The sequence below is a fragment of the Paenarthrobacter aromaticivorans genome (assembly GCF_019038615.1).
Classification (GTDB): domain Bacteria; phylum Actinomycetota; class Actinomycetes; order Actinomycetales; family Micrococcaceae; genus Arthrobacter; species Arthrobacter aromaticivorans.
On the sequence record NZ_JAHOPC010000002.1, the window covers coordinates 264,069 to 286,122 of the forward strand.

The window sequence follows — 22,054 nt, forward strand, 5'->3', positions numbered from 1 at the left end:
CGTTCGTGTACTGGATGGGTTCGCAGGCGTCCTGGGCTGTTCCCGCGATCGCACGTCTGATGGCGGGTCCCTGCGGCTGCGAAGGAGACCGCGGCGCCGGCTTTGGCCGTGGTGCGCCCTGGGAACGCCAAATCGGGACGGACGAGGTTACCAGAACCGGGAGCCAACGGCGTCCAGTTGGCGGAAGCGCCCGAAAGTCAAGGATCCCAGGAACGACCCCGACGGTGAGAGCGCATCACGGGACTGGACGGGCCTGCGCACGTCGCCGTCGTCGGAATTACACCCGCGATGGTCCTGACAGAGCGGCCCTGAGCCCGAATAGTTCGAAGCAAAGCAAACGTCTCGGAAAGTCCCCTAGGCGGTTTGGTGTCGGAGATCGACTTGGTCCGTGTGGCCAAAGGGGACTGCACTGCTGAAAGCGACAATGAAGTGCCCATCGCCAAGCCGGGTCAGTAGGATGCCATGCGTCCGTTGCCCCTTGGCGCTGTCGATCATCCGGTCGACCGCAGCGGCGAGGCAACGGTCCATTGAGGCCCTGTCGTGGACTCTAATTTCGATGGGTACCAGCTCTTGGACGGTCATTCCTGGTCTCCTTAGTGGTTGGTAGCAGCTGCAGGCGATACTGGGCCAGCATTGTGCCCCATGAGGTGTGCCCCATCGCGGGAAATGCAGTCCCGCTCTAGGAACCGCCCCGTCTGCCCGAGAGAACCGTTGCGGGGTTCACATGCGTCATCTGGTACAGATCGTGGTCAGAGATTCCCGCTTCCTTCAGGTGATCGATAACGGTGTTCGGCACGTACGCCAAGTTCCAATCCGGAAGATGCTCGGCGAAGTAGTCACCTGAGATGACATCGCTCCAGGTGACTGAATCACTGGAAAGCACCATCTTGGATGCGTAGCCGAGGCGACAGAGCTCGGCCACAACCTCTACGCGTTGGGAGGTTGTCAAGGTGGCACGTCCTGGCATGGTGTAGCCGAACCTGTCCATCCCGAGATACGAGCCCCGGTCTGCAAGAGCTGTGAGATAACTCAGGTCCGTGCTGTCGCCGCAGTGTCCGATTATCACGTGACGGAGATCGACACCTGCGTTGGCAAAGACGTCCTGTTGCTGGAGACCCACCTGGTTGCCCGCGTGAGTGTGGGTACAGATCGGAGCACCCGTGCGCAGATGAGCGCGCGCCGCCGCCAACAAAAGCCGTGTGTTGTTTTCGTCCACAACTGGGTCGGAGCCGGTCTTGATGATTCCCGCTTTGATCTCGGTTCCATCCATGCCCACTTCGATGTCGTGAACGAACAGATCGGCCAGCCGGTCTGGATCGATACCATCCGCAGCATCTCCCACCACTCCCTGCAGATAGAGCGGCAGCGGTTCGTGAGGGTGCGCCCCGGTAGCGGCGACGATGTTCACATCGGTGAGGCGGGCAACTTCCGTCAACAGCGACAGATCCCTTCCCATGTTGGGCGTTGTCATGTCCACGATCGTCTTCACACCGAGACTTTTCGCCCGAGAGACCTTGGCTGCAACGGCCGCGACGGCAGCATCGCGGTCAAGGAGGTGCGGCCATCGCTCGTACATGCCCACTGACAGCATGAAAAGATGTTCATGCATGAGGGTGAAGCCAATTGATGCTTCCTCGGCGGTACCGCTTACCGTGTGGATGCTCATGACAGCCCGAACGACTGGGATTCGGGGGAGGGGCAGAGCCGGGTCCGGTCGACGCGGGAACTGAGTCTTAGAGCTGTGATGAACACTGCTATACCTTTCTGTTCTGTCCAATATTGCGGGTGCAGGGGTTGGAGAGCGAACCAATGCCGTCGATGGTGGAGGTGAGACGCTGGCCCGCTTCCAAGAAACGGGCGGGATTGCGCGCAGCTCCGATTCCACCGGGTGTTCCCGTAGCGATAACATCACCGGGGACGAGCGTAATGAATTGACTGATGTATGACACGATCTCTGCGGGGTTGAAAATCAGCTTTGAGGTGCTCGACTTCTGCACGACATCCCCGTCGACGTCACATCGCACTTCCAAGTCGCGTGCGTGGTCGATTTCGTCCGGCGATACGAGGTGTGGTCCGATCGGAGTCGACGACTCGAAAGTCTTGCCCTGAAGATACTGCGACGTTCGAACTTGCCAGTCGCGCATAGAGACGTCGTTGACGACTGTATACCCGGCGATGGCATCCCAACTCTTTTCCGGGGTGGCACTGCGTACCTGCCGGCCAACGACGATGCCGAGCTCAATTTCCCAGTCGACCGCGTCGGAAGCATCGGGAAGCACCAGCTCATCGAACGCGCCAATGAGGCTCCGCGAGTACTTGGCGAATAGGGTGGGGAATTCCGGGATCATTTGTCCAGTCTCGGCTGCGTGGTCTTGATAGTTCAGGCCGACGCAGATGATCTTCTCCGGATTCGGTACAACAGGCGCGAGATCCACCTGGTGTTCATCGAGCACGAGACCTATGTCGGTCTCTGCGGTCTTCCGCCAGTCCCCGCTCGATTCCAGGACGCTTCGAACGTCCGAGTACGGGAGTACGTAATATAGCCCGTTCTCTACTCGAGCTGCCGCGGTGCGGCCTTCTAGCCTGATCGTTGCAAGTCGCATTACTGCTCTCCTCATGATTGTCGCAAGCCAGCACCAGGGCTGACATACGGGGTGGACCGCTCAGGCAGAGGCCAGCCGAACGCGTGTCAGCTGCTCGGGGGTCGCCGTCAGGTTATGTTGTTAGTGCTGGTTTCTACCGGAGCCGATGGCGCATGACCTTCCCGCCAACATTTCGGGGGAGAGTCGACGTGAACTCGATTCGACTTGGCTGCTTGTAGGAGGCGAGCTGCCGTCTGCAAACAGCCTCGAGCTCGCCCAGAGACGGCGATACGTCCGAAGCCCGAACGACGTATGCGACGGGTGTTGAACCCCACTTCTCGTGGTGGACGCCGACGACGGCGCATTCGATGACGCCCGGAATCTGAAGCAGGACACGCTCGATCTCGCTCGGATAAATGTTCATGCCGCCGGAGATGATGAGATCGGTGCGACGGTCCAGGACTTCGATGTACCCCTCCTCGTCTATTCTGCCGACGTCGCCAGTGTGATACCAGCCATTGCGAAATGCCTTCGCTGACGCCTCTTCGTTGTTCCAGTACCCGTCAGCAAGAGAGCCGGAGCGGACGATCAGCTGACCGACGGAACTGCCGTCGTGAGGGAGCTTGTTTCCGTGTTCGTCGATGAGTCGGACGACGGTCTCCGGTACGGATCGGCCGGTCGATGAGAAGATTCCTGGTCGGCGCTCCGAGTAGTCCAACGCCGATGTGGCAGCCACGAGTCCTCCCGAGTTTTCCGTCATGCCCCACCCCTCGACCAAGCGGGGGCCGATGGCGTCCACGAGGAGTTCCAGGTGTTCCTCTGGTGCCTTGGCCGTGCCGTGGAGCAGACTCTGCAGCGATGGCAGCGTGAGCCCTTGCTCGCGAACAATGGTGCAGAAGTCGACGATCGGCGGACCAGGCAGAGTGGTGAAAGTCGCGTGGTGCCGATCGATCGCATCAACGAGTCGCGGCGTGTCGAAATTGCTCATGAGGATCGTCGTGCCACCTACTGCCAGATGGGGCAACACATGGGCGGGAATACCCGCGGATGACGATAGTGACAGCGCAAATATCTGGGTGCTGCCGATGCTGTAGCGGTTTGCCACTTGATTAGTTTGGACGATCGAGCGAAGTGAACGATGGGTCAACCTGGCTCCCTTTGCGAGACCTGTGGTGCCGCTTGTGTAGGCCAGAACAGCCAGGTCGTCGGGAGCAGGGCTGATTGGCGTTGGAGGGGTTGGCTGTCCGGAAGCGCTAAATTCCTCGTACCCGCGTGTGGCGACATCGCGATTGGCCCCTGTCGTCACCGTCAGCCGAATGGAGTCGCGGTTTTCGAGTGCCTCGACCCGCTCTGCCGTACTGTCGTCGATGAAGAGAGCGACTGCTCCGGAATCGTCGAGCATGTGTTGTGCCTCGAAGGATGTGTGCCGCACATTGCATTGGACGACCACCATACCGGCCTTCAGGCAGGCCAAATATGCCTCCATATAGCGGATGTCATTTTCCATCCAGATCGCTACACGATCCCCGGACGAAATGCCCGCGCCCAGCATCGCGTTCGCAATGCGGTTGGTGTTGTCATCGAGCTCGGCGTAAGTGACGCCGATTCCATCCAGCATGCGGATCGCAATGCGGTTAGGCGCTCGTTGAGCACCAATTCGCACGAGAGAGCCGAGGTTGTATGCGGCGGGGTTAAGGAGTGTCTGTGTGGTGGTCATCGTTGCCCTCCGAGCATTGGTCCTGGTGTGAAAGCGATCGAACGAATGCGATGATCCGATTTCCGCGTCAAGCAGCATGTTGGTCGAATGCAACCATCATGTACCCCGATCGCCTCCCGATCGAAGATAAAGTCCGCCCACTTGCCAGCTTGGGCCTGCAATACGGTATGCTACCAAACAAACGATCGATTTGTAGAGCTCGCGAGTAACCAAGTGTTCGCGGGCCTGGCTGTAAGCGAAAGGTGGCACCATGACGACCGTGAATAATGATGTTTGTGCAGGCGACGCGGACTTAAGCGATTTTGCGCTGCGTGCCGAGGAATGGCTGCAGACTGCGGTGCCCGTTGAGTGGCGGGAGTCCCGAGGTGCTCTCAGCGGCGAGGAATCAGATGCAATCCGGCGCGAGTGGGACCTTCAGCTGTGGCGCGGCGGATTTGCGGGGATAGCTTTTCCCAAAGATTTTGGTGGCCAGGGCCTAGGTCTGGCCGAGGACGTGATATTTCACGTGCTTGCAGCCAAGGCGCAGGCTCCCGACGGCTTCTCGCGCGTTGGCAAAACGCTTGTTGCCCCCATGGTGGTTCGTAGCGGAACCGACTGGCAGAAGGAACGCTATCTTCCGCCCTTGTTGCGCGGGGAGGAATTGTGGTGCCAAGGCTTCTCCGAGCCGGACGCCGGATCTGACCTTGCTGGCGTGAGGACCCGCGCAGTGCGAGACGGTGACGGCTATCGAATCACCGGGCGCAAGACCTGGACCACGTTTGCCCAGCACGCCGACCGAATATTTGTTCTGGCAGTCACTGATCCCGATGCACCGCGCTACAAGAACCTGAGCATGTTCCTTGTGGACATGCGCGCACCGGGCGTCTCCATCAACGACATCCGGCAGATTTCCGGCGCCATCCACTTCGCAGAGACACACTTCGACGGCGTATTTGTTGCGGAACGAGATCGTGTGGGGAATGAAGGTGACGGGTGGAAGATAGCCATGGAGTTGCTCGGTGATGAACGGGGTGGCTCCGAGGCTGCTGCCCGGTATGTCGAAATCAGATCCGATTTGGACCTGCTGTTCCGCACCTGCGGCGATCGGCCGGAGTTGGCGAACGCACTGCAGGAACTGGACGAGCGCACCGAGACTCTACGCTGGCATCTTGCCAAGGTGATTGATCTTGAGGGCATGGGTGGTGAGGCATTCGCGCGGGCAGTATCAGTCCTCAAGGTTCTATGGAGCGAGCTATGGCAAGTCGTGGCGCGGGTGGGTTTCGAGGCTCACGTTCCTGCCGACAGGGAGCATTGGCGCTACCAGTTTTTCGAGTCGAAGGCTGTATCAATTTACTCAGGCACGAATGAGATTCAGCGTAACCTCATTTCGGAACGAGTTTTGGGGCTGCCGCGATGAACGTTCTCATTGATACAAAGGCCAGAGAAATTGGCGAGCTTGCGGCTGAGGCGATAAGCGACATCATCGAACGGGCCACCGCTGGAACAAGCATCACCGCCTACGCCGAAGGCGAATCGCCTTTGTCGTGGAACGCGCTTGAGGAAGGGGGGTGGGACCTCGTTGGGATCCTTGACGATGGGGAAGGAGCTCAACTGCGAGATATTGTCGCCATCGCTCAAGTATGGGGAACTCGCCTGATCCCCTTACCGTACCTGGAAACTGTGATGGCTAAACGTCACTCGGAGATAGCCCGAAGTTGGGACGGTCCCGTGTCCTTCGCGTTACCCACTTCGACCCTCGGGCCTGGAAAGCAGCGGTATATCCCATTTGGACAGTTCGCAGGCCTGCGTGTGGTTACTGCCCTTGGCGGCGATTCTGGTCAACTCATTGAAATTCCGGAAGGTCGCCCAGCCGGACTGGATCTTTGTGCTCGTGGTGTGGAAGTGGATGTGATCCTGACTGATTTCTCGGAAACTGCAGCTCGGGAGCTCGCCGTCGTCTACGCAGCAAGCTCAGTCGGAGCTGCGAGGCGAATGCTTGAACTCGGTGTCACCTTCGCGAAGGAACGCCAGCAGTTCGGTCGACCTATCGGCTCGTTCCAGGCAGTCAAACATCATCTGGCAGATGCGTTGATCGCCGTAGAAGAGGCTGACACCGCAGTCATTCGAGCAAGTCGGACCACTGAAGGCGTACGGCAGACTACGGAGTTCGTCGTCAAGCGCTGTATTGATGCGGCCGAACTCGTCCTCCAAGTGCACGGTGCACTGGGGTTCACCTGGGAGATGGGTCTGCACTACTACCTGCGCCATATGCTCACGGCACAAGAGATTGTCGGTGGGTTACGCAACTGTCCGTGAACTACGCGTTCGGGGTTGCTGAATCCACGAGCGACCCCGAACAGACCCCGAACGCTAATCTCCGTAGGCCTTCGTGGCAGGACCCGGACCGTTGACGGTCAAGCATTACCTTTTTACGATAATACCAATCGGTTGTTTGATTCGTTCTTAATGCCGATGAACTGTGAACCTGAAGGGTGTAATTCTTGTTCCCCTTCTTACTGCCTGTTGTGGCCACCCTGGCCCGACTCCGACTGGCTCTATTATGCGACTCAGTCAAGGGCACCATCTCAACCCGGAGACGGGTTCCGACCTTTGCGAGTCACCTGTGTCATATGAATGCATACTTCTAGAGCACGATGGCCCAGTTGCGTGGATCACACTCAACCGGCCGCAACGTCTCAACGCGATGAACGATCAACTGTTGACCGATCTCGACAGTGCGCTGCAGAGCCTGCGGGGTACGAAGAATCGGGTAGTGGTCATACGCGGCGCCGGACGTGCCTTCTGCGCCGGCTACGACGTGTCCCCAGATTCCGAAGAGATAGGCTACGCCTCAGCACGCGGGCCGGTGGGTGACCGCGACAGGCTGCTGTCCAATATCGAATTATGGACTCGAATCTGGCGCCACGAGCAGCCGGTCATCGCGGCAATCCACGGGCACTGCATTGGCGGCGGCACCCAATTGGCATCCTTATGCGACATAACGATCGTCGCCGATGACGCATCGATTCAGTCATCTCCCTCCCTGCCGATCGGTGGCGGATATCTTTCCCCTCTCTGGGTGCACCTGGTGGGGCCGAAACGCGCGAAGCTGATGTCCTTCGATGCAGGTCGACGCATCTCGGGCACGCAGGCCGTGGATTGGGGTTGGGCCACCGAGGCAGTCCCCGCCGTTCAACTCGAGACTTACGTGCGCGAGTTGGCCTATTCGATTGCAAGGACGCCGGGTAACCTCCTCCGGCTAAAAAAGGAGGCGATCAATCGAGCGGCCGAAATGGACGGACTGTTGAGCTATGCGCGGACGGGTGCTGAGACCGATGCACTGCTTCACCTCACTCCGGAGGTGGCTCTCGCCCAAGCCTGGATCAAAGAACTTGGTCTCAAGGGCGCGATCCAGCGGTTCCGTGACGACGGTCTGCCTGATATCGAAGACGCGCAGTGAACATACTGCCACCCTATTCGGACCTTCCGAAACTTGGGGGACTCGACGTCAGGCATTCCTGGGACGTTTTGTCCTCGCCCATGGGGACGCTTTCGTTCGTTGAACCGGAGGACATCGTACGGGCGGGCAAGCTCGTCTCGGCCGGCGCTACAATCCCTCTGAACCTCCCCATCAACGCCTTCGATCCACCGCTGTTCGGGCGGGCGCCTATTGGCCATACAGTGCTGCAGCCGACCGGTAATGAGGCCGAGGACCTGATTGATTCGTTCAACCCGCAAGCCTCTTCCCAACTCGACGGCCTTGCGCATGTTCGTGCCCGTGAGTTCGGGTACTTCGGCGGACTCCTTGAACTCGCAGAAGCCCGCGAGCGAATCGGTATCCAGCATGTCGCATCCCGAGGTATCGCAGCTCGCGGTGTTCTACTGGATATCGCTGAACGCGATGGCGGGGAAGGCCTCACACCATTCGACGGGCGTATGTACGACACCAAATTGCTCAACGACGTGGCCGATGCGCAGGGGGTCGAGATCCAATCAGGCGATGTTCTGCTCATTCGGACGGGGTGGGCGCCAGGGTATCTGCAGCTGCCGGCGTCCAACCGGAGGCCCCCCTCGAGCTGGAACGGCCTGAGAGCAGATGAGACCATGGCTGCGTGGCTGTGGGATCACCGAATCGCCGCGGTGGGAGCAGACAACCCCGCTGTGGAGTGCGCGCCCGGCGCCCGTGATATTGGTTCTCTGCACCGTCGTCTGCTGCCCGCACTCGGAATGTCAATGTTCGAGCTACTTGACTTGGAAACGCTTAGCGAAATGTGCAAGCGCCTGGGGCGATGGGAATTCCTCTTCGTCTCTGTACCCCTGCATCTCAGCGGAGGGGTCAGTTCGCCTGCGAATGCGATGGCGATCCTCTGATTGAGTTGAACTCCCTAGCCCGCGGCAGATCTGCACGGTGCTCAACATCTGGAAAGTACATCATGCCCGTTGAAACCTCATGGTCTGGGTCGACAGCGATCCTGACACTAAATAATCCGCCCGTGAATACTGGAGACGCAAATCTCCGCCGCGACCTTCGGGACGCTCTTCTCAGCGCTGCGGCTGTTGCGGACCTCGACGGCGTGGTAATTGAATCGTCGGGACGCCACTTCTATGCGGGGTCAGACATCAGTGAGCTTGATCATCCAATCGAGGAACCGCAGCTGACGGCTGTTATCACCCTTATCGAGGCGATGCCGGTGCCCGTTGTCGCGTCAATCAACGGGTTTGCACTTGGCGGAGGGCTCGAGCTCGCGCTCGCCTGTGACGCACGCATAGGGGACACCAGTGCGATAGTGGGATTCCCCGAGGTGACACTCGGCATAATCCCCGGAGCTGGAGGTACCGTCCGGGCTGGACGTCTCATCGGGCCTGCCTCTGCGATTGATCTCGTCGGATCTGGGCGGCGGGTTGACGCCAGGGAGGCAAAAGAACTGGGTATCCTCGACCGGGTCGTAGAGCCTCGCAGGCTGCGCGATACCGCCATCGAATATGCATCCACCATGGGCACTAAGCGGCGGGTTCGAGACCTACCTGTTCCCGCGTTCGATCCGGCGGTGATAGAAGACGCGGCTCAACGCGCTGCAACGCGCGCACGGCCGAATGTGCTCGAAGCCATCGCCATGGTGCGCCGCGGCCTAACTCTGGGACCGGACGAGGCGCTTTTGGAAGAGCGTACGATTTTCGACAGACTTCGACGTACTGATGAGGCAGCGAATCTTCGCTACTTGTTCTTCGCCAAGCGGACGGCCGTCAGGAGCCTGCGCGCCTCGACGAGTGAACGGAGAATCGATCGAATCGCAGTGGCCGGGGCAGGCACTATGGGTGCGGCGGTTGCGCGGCTCCTTAACGCTTGCGGATTTTCCGTTATCGTTTTCGATCTAAATACGACTGCCCTGGAGCGAGTTGGTGCAACGAGCGCGATTGTGACTACGGACCAGCTGCAGGATCTCGCCGATTCGGACGTCGTTATTGATGCGATCTTCGAGGACATGCAAGTTAAGCGGCAGTTCTTCACGGATCTGGAACCACTGGTATCCGATGAAGCTATATTCGCCAGTAATACGTCCTATCTCGACCTCGATCAGATTGCCAGTGTTCTCAATCGTCCGGAGCGGTTCGCCGGGTTCCATTTCTTCAACCCGGCTGATCGTAACCCGTTGATCGAGGTGGTGCGCACGGCGTCGTCGAGTGCGGAGACCATCGAAGTACTCGCGGGGTTGGCGCTCAAACTAGGAAAGACGGCGATTCCAGCGCGTGTGGGTGACGGGTTCGTTGCCAATCGCGTGTATGCAGACTACCGCTGTCAAGTCGAGTTCTTGATGGAGGAAGGCGCGAATCCGGAGGAAATCGATGCAGCGATGCGCGACTTTGGCCTCCCGATAGGTCCTTTCGCGGTTGGCGATATGTCCGGCCTTGATATCGCCTGGGCGCGCCGGAAGCGCCTCGCGGCGACCCGCGACCCTCTTCAGCGCTATGTCGTAGTTCCCGATACACTCTGCGAACTCGGCCGCTTCGGCAAGAAGACGGGTGCAGGGTGGTATAGCTATGCGGACGATGCGGCTCGAGGGACCCCTGATCCACAAGTCGTGGCCATCATAGATGCGGCTCGTGCTGAAAAGGGAATTACTCCGCGTGCGATAGCTGCCCGGGACATCCAGTTGCGGGTGCTCGGATCTATGGTGTGCGCGGCGGCGGTCGTGCTGCGGGCCGGCGTCGCTGAGCGGGCCAGCGATATCGACATCGCTTTAACGGAAGGATTCGGATTCCCGCGTTGGCTGGGTGGCCCGCTCCGCTACTTTTCCAGCTTCAAGGACGACGACGTCGTTCGTGTCCTCAAAGCGGTCTTTGAATCCGACCCCATTGTGTTCGCAATTGCCGCACCCGCACTTCTGGGCGAGGTGCCACAGGATATTCGCGTTGCTCTGGACGCTGTCCGGGCTCCGAATCGCTGATTTCTACGCCGCTGAGGCTTAGCCACACGATGCTGGAATCGGGAGGGAAGTTGCGCGGCGAAGAAGTATAGGGCCATATAAAGGCCAAAGGTCGGCAAAGTATGGAACTGTCGCAATTTTGATGCTAATCTAACAACCAGTCGTTTGATGAGCCGGTATTTCCCGCTCTCGCGAAACTACAAAAGACATCGGCGTCTAGCTCCGTGGAGGAAGCGCACATATGGAAACCTTTGACGTAATCGTCTCTGGCTACGGTCCGACCGGGCAGGCTTTTGCATCTTTGCTCTCTCGGCTTGGTCATCGTGTTTGTGTCATAGAAAGGTGGCCCTCCCTGTATGGCCTTCCCCGGCTATGCACCATCGATGGCGAGTCCGCGAGGATCGTCCAGGCTGCCGGCAACATCGATGAGGCACTTCGTGACTCGCACCAACTTAGGCGCACCCTGCTCCTGAACGAGGACGAGCAACTCATTTTGAAGATGGATCACGATCGCATCACCACCAGCGGTTACCCGAGCCATATTTCCATGTATCAGCCGCATATCGAGGACGCCATGGACGCGGCGGCCCGTGAGCACGGCGCTACCGTCTACCAAGGATGGGAAGTGCAGTCTTGGACCCAAAGCGAAGATGGTGTCACGGTCGAAGCGCGGCAGACCGGGTCCAATGATCCCGCAGACACCATGACTCTCCAGGCAAAATACCTTATCGGCGCGGACGGAGCACGAAGCGCCGTCCGGGAATCCGCCGGCATCGCGAGGGACGGCTCCGATTTTCGCAGTGCCTGGATCTGCGTCGACGCCGTGCGAAAACGTACTCTGCCGAAATTCTGGGGCCTGTCGGAAGACATGCGGGAGTCGGTTATCATGGCGGCACCCGAGGGCCGGGCGTTCGCGGTTATCCCCATTGGTGACCGACGGCTTCGATTCGAGTTCTACGCCGACCCGGCGAGCGCGCACGACGAGCGGATGGGCTTCGATGCTGGCTATGAGGTGCTTGAGCGCGTGCATGGATTGACGCGGGACGATGTCGAGATCTACCGGACGGTGCTCTTTCCCTTTGAGAGCAGACTCGCCCGCACGTGGCGGAAGGGGCGGGTTCTGCTGGCGGGGGACGCCGCCCACACCATGACGCCGTTCCTTGCCCAGGGAGCCTGTTCCGGATTGCGCGACGCGGTGAATCTTTCGTGGAAACTTGATCTTGTTCTGCGCGGCGCGAGCGATCCTTCATTGCTAGACATGTACTTCGTCGAGCGCTTTCCGCAGGTCAGCGAGGTGGTTGCCGTATCCGAGCAAATCGGAGCTTGGGCGATGGAATTGGATCCGGTGAAGGCTCGAAAACGTGACAAGGACTTGCTTGATGGAGCTGTGTTGCCGCCGCCGCCACCAGCCGCCGACATCGATGAGGGAATCCTCTTCAAGCATGACATTGAACCGGCAGTGGGCCAGCTCGCCCCTCAAGGACGTGTGTCCTTTGGTGGGCGTGAAGGAAAATTTGACGACGTCTTTGGCTGGGGGTTCCAACTCATCGTGCGGGACGCGGACGTGTCCAGAAGCTTCTCGGACGAGGACCGTGCGTTTCTCGAGGCGATTAACTGCTCCGTCGTCGGTGTCGGTGACGTAGAGAGAAACGGCGTGGCAGTCGACGTCGACAGATCGTATGCCGCCTACTTCGACGAACACCGCATCGTGGGAATTCTCGCTCGGCCGGATTTCTACGTCTTCGGAGTTATGCACGAGATCGAGGACGCGGCTGTCGTCGTCGGCGAGCTGCGCCGGCAGCTGAGTGGATCGCACGAACAAGCGGTGCACGAAGCAGCGCACGCCGGCTAGCCGCCAAAAGTTATTCGACACTACGAAGGAGACAAAAGCTTATGTCCAATCTGAAGTCTGCGCTCTACTACGATCCGACCGCGATGTTCGAAGTCGACAGCCGCGACGTCGAATACCTCAATGTGGACGGAGTGACCCTCGTCGCTACGGTCTTCCAGCCGCGGGGCCAGGGTCCGTTTCCCATGCTCATCGACGTCCACGGCGGCGGGTGGCGTCTTTTCAGTCGCACGCGACAGCGTCCTATCGATCTCGAACTCGCCTCGCACGGCATCGTGGTCGTATCGCTCGATTTCCGCCAAGCGCCCCCGACGTCGACATTCACCCGCGTCGACGGTCCTCATGCCCCCTATCCGGCTACGTTCAGCGACGTCAATTACGGCATCCGATGGTTCAAGGCACACGCCGCAGAGTTCAACGCAAATGCCGAGGGTGTCGGTGCCCTGGGGGTCTCCAGCGGTGCACACAACGTTCTTGTCAACGCAATGTTGGGGCACGAGGCACCCTTTACGGCAACGACTCTTCCCAATGCGGTTTCGGTCGATGCCAGTCTCGCGTACATCGTCTGCTCCGGATCCCCGGTCGACCTGGTCGACATGATGGTGGACGCGAATGTCACCGAAGCTGCTCCCGGTATCGAGGTGGGTGAACCTGACTTCTACGGCTTGCACGAATACTTCGGAGGCGTGAAGGAGGTCACTGCGCTGAGTCCGTTGCACATCGTCTCTTCGCGCACGGACATCGCAACTCCGCCATTGCTTCTCATTCATGGCGATGCCGACGATATGGGAGGCGTTTCGACAGACCGTCAAGTAGCCTTCGCTGGCGCTTACGCCAAAGCTGGCGGGATCGTGGAACTCGCGATCTACCCCGACGCGCCGCATATCTTCCTCAATCGGGGTCTCGCTCCCGAGAGCGAAAACCTCGTCAGGGCCCTCGCTGGGATAGCAGGATTCATCCAGCGCCAACTGGCCTACACCGACCAACCATTCAACCCTGTCGCCGGTTCGGCTACGGATACCGTCTAAAACCAATAGGAGTAACTGCTCATGCTTATCGCCGACATCGGACATATCGCCTTCCGCGTCCCGGACGTCGATGTCTCTGTCAAATACGTCACGGAAGTACTCGGGATGCTCGAAGTTGAGCGGATCGGAGATACCGCGTACGTAACTCAAGGAAGCCCCTACCCCTCCGTTTGGCCGCAGTGCAACCACCACATCATGGAGTTCATTGGCGGATCCGAGGGACCGGAGTTCGACCACATCGGTCTCATCGCCCAGGATCAAGCTGCACTGGACGAGATCCGTGCGCGAGCCATCGCGATCGGCGCGACGATTGACTCTTCTGTTACCAGTGAGCCCGGAATTCCGGAACTTCTGCGTATTATCGCACCCACTGGACACGTCATCGACACCTATGTGGAGATGGAACAGGTCGAACGCGACTACCAACCCAAGGGGGTCATGACACACCGGCTGGCACACGCGTTCATGTGGACCCAGGATGTTAAAGGGCTGGTCGAATTCCTTATCGACGTATTCGGATTCAAGGCGTCCGACTGGATCGGGACACCCGAAGATCCCTACATCGGCTTCCTGCGGTGCCACCTTGAGCATCACACGATTGCGGTTGGACGCGGACCGATCGAGGGCGTTCACCACTACGCCATGGAAGTACCCGGCACGGCTGACCTCGGACGCTTGGGCGACCAACTCGCGCGCTCGGGTCTCGGATACATGTGGGGACTTGGACGGCATGGTGGTGGGGACAACATCGCGAGCTACCATGTAGCACCCGATGGGTTGCTCGTAGAGGTATACGCGGACATGCAGAAGATCGCCGGAGATGGATGGAAGCCACGCCACTGGAGCGTCGAGGACCCTCGCGGCGGTAACCTCTGGGGTGAAATGCCCGGGGATTTTCAGAAGCTCATGGCCCCGCACGCACCGATCGCCAAGCGCTAGCCTTGCCGGTCAGGGGGCGAAGCCGGATGAATGAAACTACGACCCGATATGGGGGCCATGTCGTCGACGAACTCGGGGTGGCTCCGGGATGGTCTTGGACGCACGTCGCTCCTCCAAGCTCGCTGGTCGGTGCAAATGGACTGGTGTTCGGGCCGGATGGAGACCTCTATGTCGCTGAAGGGCATGGAAGCGAGATAAGTGCGATCGACACTCGTGACGGAAGTGTGCGGAACATCAGTCGTTCTGACGACCCCATCGAGTGTCCCGACGACCTCGCGTTCGACGCAGACGGCACGATGTACGTCACCGAGTTTGCTCTCGGAAGGGTCAGCATGCGGCATCCAGGCGGTGAGATTAGCGTTCTGGATGCCGACGTGCCGTCGGCCAACGGCGTGACGACTCACGGGGACAGGGTATTCGTCGATGAGTTTCGTCCGGGCGGACGCATCATGGAACTCTACCCCGACGGACGTGAGCGAAGGGTGATCGCCGAGGGCGTCGATTGGCCCAACGGCTTAGCGGTGGGACCCGACGACCACCTTTACTACCCATCGGTCTTCGCAGGGGAGCTGTGGAAAGTTGGCATCGACGCAGGTTCACCCGAGCGCGTAGCCTCCGGATTAAGCAGTCCCACCGCGGTCAAGTTCAGCCCTGAGGGCGAGCTCTATGCATCACTGGCTGGAGGCGATGTGTTGCGGGTGGACCCGCGGTCGGGTTCTACCGTCGTCGTGGCATCCCTGCCGCAAGGATCCGACAACTTGGCGTTCCGCAGGGACGGCTGGCTGTTCGTATCCAATCAGCTCAACGGGAGCATCGTCGGAATAGACCACGACGGCGCGTCGACGGTCCTTATCAGTCCTGGTCTCGTGGGTCCGTTCGGGATCGACGTCGCACCAGACGGCACAATCTGTGCTGCAGACGCTCTGAGTTACGCGGTCTTGAGCCAAGATGGTGTCATCGATCGACCAGGATCTGTAAGTATCCCCGGTTTTCCAGGGGTCTTGCGTTCAGTCACGTATCTCAGTGACGGACGGCTCGCCCTCGGAACGACAGCCGGCGGCATAGCGGTCTACCGTCCGGGAAGCGACGCGCAGTTTCTGGCAGAAGGAATCAATGGGCTGATGGGAATCATCAGCACCCGAGACGGTGAGATAATCGCCGCGGCATCGGAGAGCGGTGAAATCCTGCGAGTCGATACTACTGGCGTGGCCGTTCTCGCAACGGGCCTTGCGCGCCCCATGGGCGTCGCGGTGACTGCGGATGGGGGAGTGATTGTGTCCGAGTCAGGGTCAGGACAACTACGATATTTCCATCCGGACGGGTCCTCGAAATTGCTGCTAACGGGCCTTGGTGAACCTCACGGCGTCGCCGCTTCCGGCGACGACGCATACGTGATCGATCGCCAAACGCGGGAGCTGCATCATGTAGCGCTCAGTGGTCGTATACCGAGCTCGGTAATCGCGAAGAACGTCCCTGTGGGACCCGCCGCTGGAGTGGGGGAGACCATTGTCGCCGGACTCCCGGGGCTCGCACCCGGTCCATGGCTTCCCTTCGCCGACCTGGCCATTGCTCCGGACGGTTCCGTCGTGGTGGGTTGCGACGGGTCCGGCGGCATCATCGCAGTCAAACGCGAACCATGAAATGTCCACCAGAGCACTAGTGGAATGCGTGTGCTGTCCAGTGCTAGATCTTCGTGACCAGCGATCTGTTGGAGGCACGAGTGTCGATTGAAATGAATGGAGAAGTTATGACGTCGAACCTGCTGACTGGACGAGTTGCGCTCGTCACCGGCGCGGGTGAGGGAATCGGGCGCGCTTCCATGCTCGCATTGGTAAAGCACGGAGCGAACCTGGTGGGCTGCGACGTGGACGAGGACGCGCTCGCGGAAACTTGTCGCCTGGCTAACATCATTCGGCCGGGCTCGTCCCGATATATGCGAGGAGATGTAACCAATCCTGACGACGTCCGGGCGGTTGTTGCCTTCGCTGTCGCCGAGTTCGGAAAACTTGACGTCGTTCATGCGAACGCTGGCATTTCCCAACCTGCCTCAGTTGCTGGCGATATCCCTTTGAATCTGTGGAGACGTGTGCTCGAGGTAAACCTGACAGGTCTGTTCGTGACATTTCAGGCGGCGGTACCCGAACTCGTGAAATCCGGAAAAGCGTCCTTCATTGCCACGGCCTCGGGACTTGGCGTAGTAGGCGCACCGGGGCTCGCCGCCTATGTCGCTAGCAAGCATGCTGTGCTTGGATTCGTCAAGTCTGCCGCTCTCGACTACGCCCAGAGTGGGGTTCGCGTCAACGCCGTAGCACCTGGCATGACCGACACCCCGATGCTCTCGGTGTCTACCACCGCCGAAGTACGATCTGAGATGGCTGCATCCATCCCTGCTGGCCGATTCGGAACGCCGGATGAGATCGCAAACGTTGTCGTCTGGCTAGCATCCGAGCTTTCCAGTTACGTCGTCGGTACCACGATTGTTGCCGACGGGGGAAACTCGATCTCCTGAACCAGTTCGCCATGTTTGCTTAGCAAACAAGCGTTTGGTAGACTATATTTCTAGCCAAAGTTGGGAGCGCATATGAAGATCGTCGTCTTGGTCAAGGACGTCCCGGATACCTATGGGGATCGAAAGCTGCATTTGGAGACGGGACTGGCTGATCGTGACTCAGTGGAAATGGTCATGGACGAAGTCTGTGAGCGTTCTCTCGAGGTCGCGTTGAGCTATGCAAGAAAGAATGCAGGGACTGAGGTAGTGGTGCTTTCCATGACTCCGTCGAGAGCAACCGCCACGGTGCGGAAGGCTTTGGCGATGGGGGCGGCCTCCGCAGTCCAGGTGGTTGACGACGCGCTAACTGGGGCCGACTTGGGGTTGACGGCTGAGGTACTCGCGGCCGCACTCACCCGCATCGGGTTCGATCTGGTGATCGCGGGAAATCAGTCTACAGATGGTTCGGGTGGCGTGATTGCTGCCATGATTGCCGAGTTGTTGGATGCGCCACAGCTCTCGTCGTTGAGCTCGGTTGCCATATCAGAAGGTGCGGTGTCCGGCCTGCGTGCCTCAGACGGCGCGTCCCTCCAGGTGTCTGCCGAATTGCCGGCGGTAATCTCTATCACTGAAGCCCTGCCGGAGGCGCGATTCCCGAGCTTCAAGGACATCATGTCTGCGAAGAAGAAGCCCATCGAGACGTTGTCGCTGGAGGATCTGGGCGTAAATGCGGAAGATCCTGAAGCATCCCGGTCGATTGTCATTGCCCTATCGGAGAAGCCTCCGCGCGCCGGGGGCACGAAGATTGTCGACGTGGGCGACGCGGGCGAGCAGCTCGCGGACTTTCTCATCCAGAACCAGCTGACTTAAGGAGATCGATATGGTTGCATACGCGGAAGATGCGATCCTGGTGTATCTCGATGTGACGCCGACGGGCGAGCTCGCCCGATCCAGTGCAGCGTTGCTTGGGGCCGCCGCCGATATCGGCACCCCGATAGCACTGATTGTGGCCAACGGGACTGAGCTTGCCTCGGACGCCGCGGCGTTGGGCGCGGCTTCGGTCTTGGTCGCCCCTCTTGGCGCCGGACTCACCGTACCCCTGGTCGATGCACTGGCCGCCGCGGCGAGCCTGGTTCGTCCCGATGCCATCCTCGTGTCCAATTCGATTGAAGGACGCGATGTAGCCGCCCGATATGCAGCACGCACCCGGTCGACGATCGCGGTGGATGCAGTCGGTATTGCACGAGACGCCGAGGGGATCGTCATTCACCATTCGGTGTATGGTGGCGCCTACAACGTCGAGTCTGCGGCCACTTGGGGCACGCCTGTAGTTACGGTACGCGTAGGCGCCATCGAGTCGCGGGCCGCGGCAATGCCGGCGGTTGCGGAGCAATTAGTGGTGAAGCCTTCGGGGCGGCGCTCGTCGTCGATCGGTTCGGTGGACATCGCGGTGGTCGCCACGTCCCGTCCGGAATTACGGGGGGCCGTCTCCGTAGTGTCGGGTGGTCGGGGATTGGGTTCGAAGGAACAGTTTGTGCTCGTGGATCAGCTGGCCGACGCCCTTGGTGCCGCAGTCGGCGCGTCGCGGGCCGCTGTTGACGCGGGTTACGTACCGCAAACACATCAAGTGGGCCAGACCGGCGTTTCGGTGTCGCCGCAGCTCTATGTCGCACTGGGCATATCGGGGGCAGTCCAGCACAAGGCGGGAATGCAGACAGCGAAGACTATCATCGCGATCAACAAGGATGAGGAGGCGCCGATTTTCGAGATTGCGGATTTCGGTGTCGTCGGCGACGTATTCACCGTAGTGCCGCAATTGATCGCGGCTTTGCAAGCGCGGAAGGCTTAGGTCCCGTGGGGACGTATAGGGGCGTTACACGCCGTGGTCTGCCACGGCGCCTCGGTGATGAGCCCTGGCCTACCTCTGTGTCGGCTCCTGAGTGCGAGCAGGCCGAGGGGTACGCGGCGACTGCAGAGCCCGTAAAACGCCCGGCGGCGGGTTCCGCGGCGTTGGTAGACTCCCCCTTCGATATTTCATCGACCGCAGGCAAACCGGCACCGAAACCTTTTTCGGCAGTCGAGGCCGTCCAGGGGTCAGTCACTGAACCGGTCGCCCGTCCGACACCGGTGCGTCGTGGGCTCCCGCGAGCTGTCGCCGGCGAGCCCGCGGTGGAATCGGCACCGAAGCCAAATGCCTCGCCCCAGCCGGCCGCCCAAAAGCCGTCGACCGTCTACGACCACCCTGCAGCGGCTCCAATAGAATCCGTCGATGCCGCGGCAGCGGTACCGCTCAAGCTGGCGAAACCTACCGCGGGAGTGTTGCCGGCGCAATCGTCGAGCAGTAAAACCCCGCCATCCGAGCCGAAGCGCCGCAGATCACGCACAGGCGTTGAGTGGTGGCGGTCGGGCCTTCTCGGCGGCGGAGGGATGCTTGTTGCCATGGCAGCGCTCGTGCTTGCAGCACGATGGTTCGTCTCCCTTGATGATGTACAGGATTTCCTGGCAACTTATCCGGGGGAGTCGCGGCTGCCGGATACCGCGTCGGTGGGGATTCCCGGTTGGCTGGGTTGGCAGCATTACTTCAATACGTTCTTCATGGTGCTGATCATCCGTACCGGATGGCAGGTTCGCACCGATAAGCGTCCACGCGTGTTCTGGACGCCTCGATGGTCCAAGAATGGCGGCGGCAAGGTCAGCCTTTCGCTGTGGTTTCATCAATCCCTTGACCTCTTGTGGCTGATCAACGGCCTTGTCTTCGTCGTCCTGCTCTTCGCAACTGGCCAGTGGATGCGGGTTGTTCCCACCGGCTGGGATGTCTTTCCCAACGCTGGCTCGGCAGCGCTACAGTACATATCCTTGGACTGGCCGACCGAGAACGGATGGGTCAACTACAACAGCCTGCAGGTGCTCGCCTACTTCCTGACTATCTTCATTGCTGCACCTCTGGCCGCGATCACCGGTGTACGCATGTCAGGCTTCTGGCCCAAGAACGCTTCCAGATTGAATGAGTTCTACCCACTCGAATGGGCGCGGGCGGTGCATTTCCCAGTGATGCTCTACTTCGTAGTTTTCATTGTCGTGCACGTCACATTGGTCATGGCGACGGGTGCCCTTCGCAACCTTAACCACATGTACGGCGGGCAGGATGCCGTGAACTGGTTTGGGTTCTGGGTATTCTTCGGTGGTCTCGTGCTGATCGTTGTCGGATGGTTCGCCGCCCGGCCCCCCGTGCTGGCGCCCGTAGCCCAACTCTTCGGCAAAGTCAGCGGGCGCTAAGCGCGTCACAGAATTGCAAAATCAAATCGGCGGGGGCGTGATCGCATATGGCTGGTTCTTCCTGGCGACCGGCCTGAGACCGGTGCCGCTCGTTGTGGTCGAGGAACGAACCAACTGCATCTCGCTAGGACCTTCACGCATCAGTTTTAGCGAAAGTCATTAGACGCGAACCGTTGTCGGTGCGTCTGCACGGCATGGGCTGTGCCCGAAATATAAGGAGAGAATGATGAAAGCTTGGCGCTTTAGCGATACGGATGCCCCCCTGGAATTGGTCGATCTACCGAACCCCGAGCCCAAAGCGGGGGAGGTGCTCATCGCCGTGGGTGCCTGTGGTATTTGCCACTCCGATGTCGGGCTGTTCGAAGACAGCAAATGGCTCGGCATGATGAATGTGCCCGTCGTCCCCGGCCATGAGATCGCGGGTAACGTTATCGCTCTCGGTTCAGATGTCACGGGGTTCTCCAAGGGGGACCGCGTGGTGGTGTGGTCGATTGGGGAGCTCCACGGCTACCTGAGGAATGGTGGATTCGGACAGTATGTTGTGGCCCGCGCCGAGAATCTGGTTCGCATTCCCGATGTCGTTGCGCTGGAGCGAGCTGTGTTCGCGGAACCTGGGATGACCGCCCACGCGGGCATTGTCGGAGCCGGCCAGGTTAAGAGTGGGCTACGCGTCGGGATCATCGGTTTCGGGGCCCTTGGACGGATGGGTGCGCGCATCGCTGTGCTAAGCGGTGCAGAGATTTACGTCGCAGAGGTAAATCAGGACGTGTGGGAGGATGCTCGAGAGATCGGTGCGCAACGAGTGGTGCGCGACGTGTCCGAATTGGCGGACCTGGAGTTGGACGTCATCGTCGACTTCGCTGGGTTCGGGTCTACTACGTCAGGTGCGATCGGTGCTGTCCGTGAGCGCGGACGAGTTGTCTTGATCGGAATGGGCCGTTTGGAAGCGACGATCGACACCTATCAACTGGTATCGAAGAACGTCACCCTTGTGGGCAGCGGTGGAGGCAGCAAAAGGGATATGGAAGCTGTGCTCGCTTGGATCGCTTCCGGTGACATCGAGCCAGTAATCTCCCCCACCGACTTCGAAGGTATCCCGGACGGGATACGCCGGCTCGCCAAGGGGGAAGTTACGGGCCGCCTCGTCGCGGTGTACTGAGCTCCGAACCGTGAGTCTCTGGGCACAACGACCGGCACTTTGTGAGATGGCCGCCAAACGTACGGTAGAAAAGATACTCATTGAGGCTCTCGGCTTCCCAAAGTCATAGCTCCTGGAAGTGCAATCACATTCTGAAAGGGAAAGAATAATGAACCCAGATCGACAAAAAGAGCGCATCCGCGAGTTCATCGCAGCACTCGACCGAAATGCTACTGCAGACTTGGCCGACATGATCGCAGCAGATTTTCAATTCGAAATCGTCACCTCTGCACCCGGTAGCTCGCAAAAAGTGGACAGGAATCAATTTCTCGAAGTAATGCCTGGCGTGCTGCGCGAAATGTTCCCCAACGGTTTCAACTACACCTGCGGCCAAGCATTGGCTGACGGCACCCACGCGTCGATGCAGGGCTCATGTGAAACGGTGACAGGGGCGGGAAAGCGCTACTCCAATCGCTATCACTGGTACTTTCGCTTCCAGGGTGACAAAATCAATCTCTTCCGCGAGCATTTGGATAGCTACGCAGCCTTTGAAGCCTTCCAGTCATAAGGCCATGACTACTGGATTCACGATGTCGCCGGTCCGAGACAAATTCGGGGTGCATTGCATCCTGC

At 59.7% G+C, this 22,054-nt stretch carries 19 protein-coding genes; 15 read left to right on the forward strand and 4 right to left on the reverse strand.

Going from position 1 to position 22,054, the window contains the following annotated elements:
- Positions 1-354: 354 nt before the first annotated feature.
- From KSW38_RS04785 to KSW38_RS04800, 4 genes are all read right to left on the reverse strand, one after another.
- Positions 355-582, reverse strand: coding sequence for a hypothetical protein (locus tag KSW38_RS04785; protein WP_216923308.1), 228 nt, complete (start codon positions 580-582; stop codon positions 355-357).
- Positions 583-679: 97 nt separating this feature from the next.
- Positions 680-1,666, reverse strand: a complete 987-nt coding sequence (locus KSW38_RS04790; protein WP_216923310.1) for a phosphotriesterase family protein — start codon at positions 1,664-1,666, stop codon at positions 680-682.
- 88 nt (positions 1,667-1,754) lie between these two features.
- Positions 1,755-2,603, reverse strand: a complete 849-nt coding sequence (locus KSW38_RS04795) for a fumarylacetoacetate hydrolase family protein (RefSeq protein ID WP_216923312.1) — start codon at positions 2,601-2,603, stop codon at positions 1,755-1,757.
- 133 nt (positions 2,604-2,736) lie between these two features.
- The gene (locus KSW38_RS04800; RefSeq protein WP_216923314.1) at positions 2,737-4,299 is read right to left on the reverse strand and encodes a class I adenylate-forming enzyme family protein; all 1,563 of its coding nucleotides are present in this window, start codon (positions 4,297-4,299) and stop codon (positions 2,737-2,739) included.
- A 250-nt stretch (positions 4,300-4,549) separates the two neighbouring features.
- On the opposite strand from KSW38_RS04800, the gene KSW38_RS04805 reads away from it, so the two are divergent.
- From KSW38_RS04805 to KSW38_RS04875, 15 genes are all read left to right on the forward strand, one after another.
- Positions 4,550-5,695 (forward strand): acyl-CoA dehydrogenase family protein, encoded by a 1,146-nt coding sequence (locus KSW38_RS04805; protein ID WP_216923316.1) that lies wholly within the window; start codon positions 4,550-4,552, stop codon positions 5,693-5,695.
- Positions 5,692-6,594 (forward strand): acyl-CoA dehydrogenase family protein, encoded by a 903-nt coding sequence (locus tag KSW38_RS04810; protein WP_216923318.1) that lies wholly within the window; start codon positions 5,692-5,694, stop codon positions 6,592-6,594. Before KSW38_RS04805 ends, KSW38_RS04810 begins: the two co-directional genes overlap by 4 nt.
- A 244-nt stretch (positions 6,595-6,838) precedes the next feature.
- Positions 6,839-7,738, forward strand: coding sequence for an enoyl-CoA hydratase-related protein (locus tag KSW38_RS04815; protein ID WP_256449681.1), 900 nt, complete (start codon positions 6,839-6,841; stop codon positions 7,736-7,738).
- Positions 7,735-8,649 (forward strand): cyclase family protein, encoded by a 915-nt coding sequence (locus tag KSW38_RS04820; protein ID WP_216923321.1) that lies wholly within the window; start codon positions 7,735-7,737, stop codon positions 8,647-8,649. Before KSW38_RS04815 ends, KSW38_RS04820 begins: the two co-directional genes overlap by 4 nt.
- Before the next feature lie 62 nt (positions 8,650-8,711).
- Positions 8,712-10,724, forward strand: coding sequence for a 3-hydroxyacyl-CoA dehydrogenase NAD-binding domain-containing protein (locus KSW38_RS04825; protein WP_254186088.1), 2,013 nt, complete (start codon positions 8,712-8,714; stop codon positions 10,722-10,724).
- Positions 10,725-10,944: 220 nt separating this feature from the next.
- A complete protein-coding gene (locus KSW38_RS04830) occupies positions 10,945-12,555 on the forward strand; it encodes a bifunctional 3-(3-hydroxy-phenyl)propionate/3-hydroxycinnamic acid hydroxylase (protein ID WP_216923325.1) in 1,611 nt (536 codons plus the stop codon).
- Between the two features lie 41 nt (positions 12,556-12,596).
- The gene (locus tag KSW38_RS04835; protein WP_216923327.1) at positions 12,597-13,580 is read left to right on the forward strand and encodes an alpha/beta hydrolase; all 984 of its coding nucleotides are present in this window, start codon (positions 12,597-12,599) and stop codon (positions 13,578-13,580) included.
- 21 nt (positions 13,581-13,601) lie between these two features.
- Entirely contained in the window at positions 13,602-14,519 is a 918-nt protein-coding gene (locus tag KSW38_RS04840) for a VOC family protein (protein ID WP_216923329.1), read from the forward strand.
- Between the two features lie 26 nt (positions 14,520-14,545).
- Entirely contained in the window at positions 14,546-16,159 is a 1,614-nt protein-coding gene (locus tag KSW38_RS04845; protein ID WP_216923331.1) for an SMP-30/gluconolactonase/LRE family protein, read from the forward strand.
- 107 nt (positions 16,160-16,266) lie between these two features.
- Positions 16,267-17,028 carry an SDR family NAD(P)-dependent oxidoreductase gene (locus tag KSW38_RS04850; RefSeq protein ID WP_216923333.1) on the forward strand — a complete coding sequence of 254 codons (762 nt, stop codon included), beginning with the start codon at positions 16,267-16,269 and terminating at the stop codon, positions 17,026-17,028.
- Positions 17,029-17,100: 72 nt separating this feature from the next.
- On the forward strand, positions 17,101-17,877 hold the full coding sequence (locus KSW38_RS04855) for an electron transfer flavoprotein subunit beta/FixA family protein (protein ID WP_216923335.1): 777 nt from the start codon (positions 17,101-17,103) through the stop codon (positions 17,875-17,877).
- Positions 17,878-17,887: 10 nt separating this feature from the next.
- The gene (locus KSW38_RS04860) at positions 17,888-18,856 is read left to right on the forward strand and encodes an electron transfer flavoprotein subunit alpha/FixB family protein (protein ID WP_216923337.1); all 969 of its coding nucleotides are present in this window, start codon (positions 17,888-17,890) and stop codon (positions 18,854-18,856) included.
- A gap of 590 nt (positions 18,857-19,446) precedes the next feature.
- Positions 19,447-20,283, forward strand: a complete 837-nt coding sequence (locus tag KSW38_RS23340) for a cytochrome b/b6 domain-containing protein (RefSeq protein ID WP_254186089.1) — start codon at positions 19,447-19,449, stop codon at positions 20,281-20,283.
- A gap of 223 nt (positions 20,284-20,506) precedes the next feature.
- The gene (locus KSW38_RS04870) at positions 20,507-21,442 is read left to right on the forward strand and encodes a zinc-binding dehydrogenase (protein WP_254186090.1); all 936 of its coding nucleotides are present in this window, start codon (positions 20,507-20,509) and stop codon (positions 21,440-21,442) included.
- A gap of 148 nt (positions 21,443-21,590) precedes the next feature.
- Entirely contained in the window at positions 21,591-21,989 is a 399-nt protein-coding gene (locus KSW38_RS04875) for a nuclear transport factor 2 family protein (RefSeq protein ID WP_216923341.1), read from the forward strand.
- Positions 21,990-22,054: the final 65 nt, after the last annotated feature.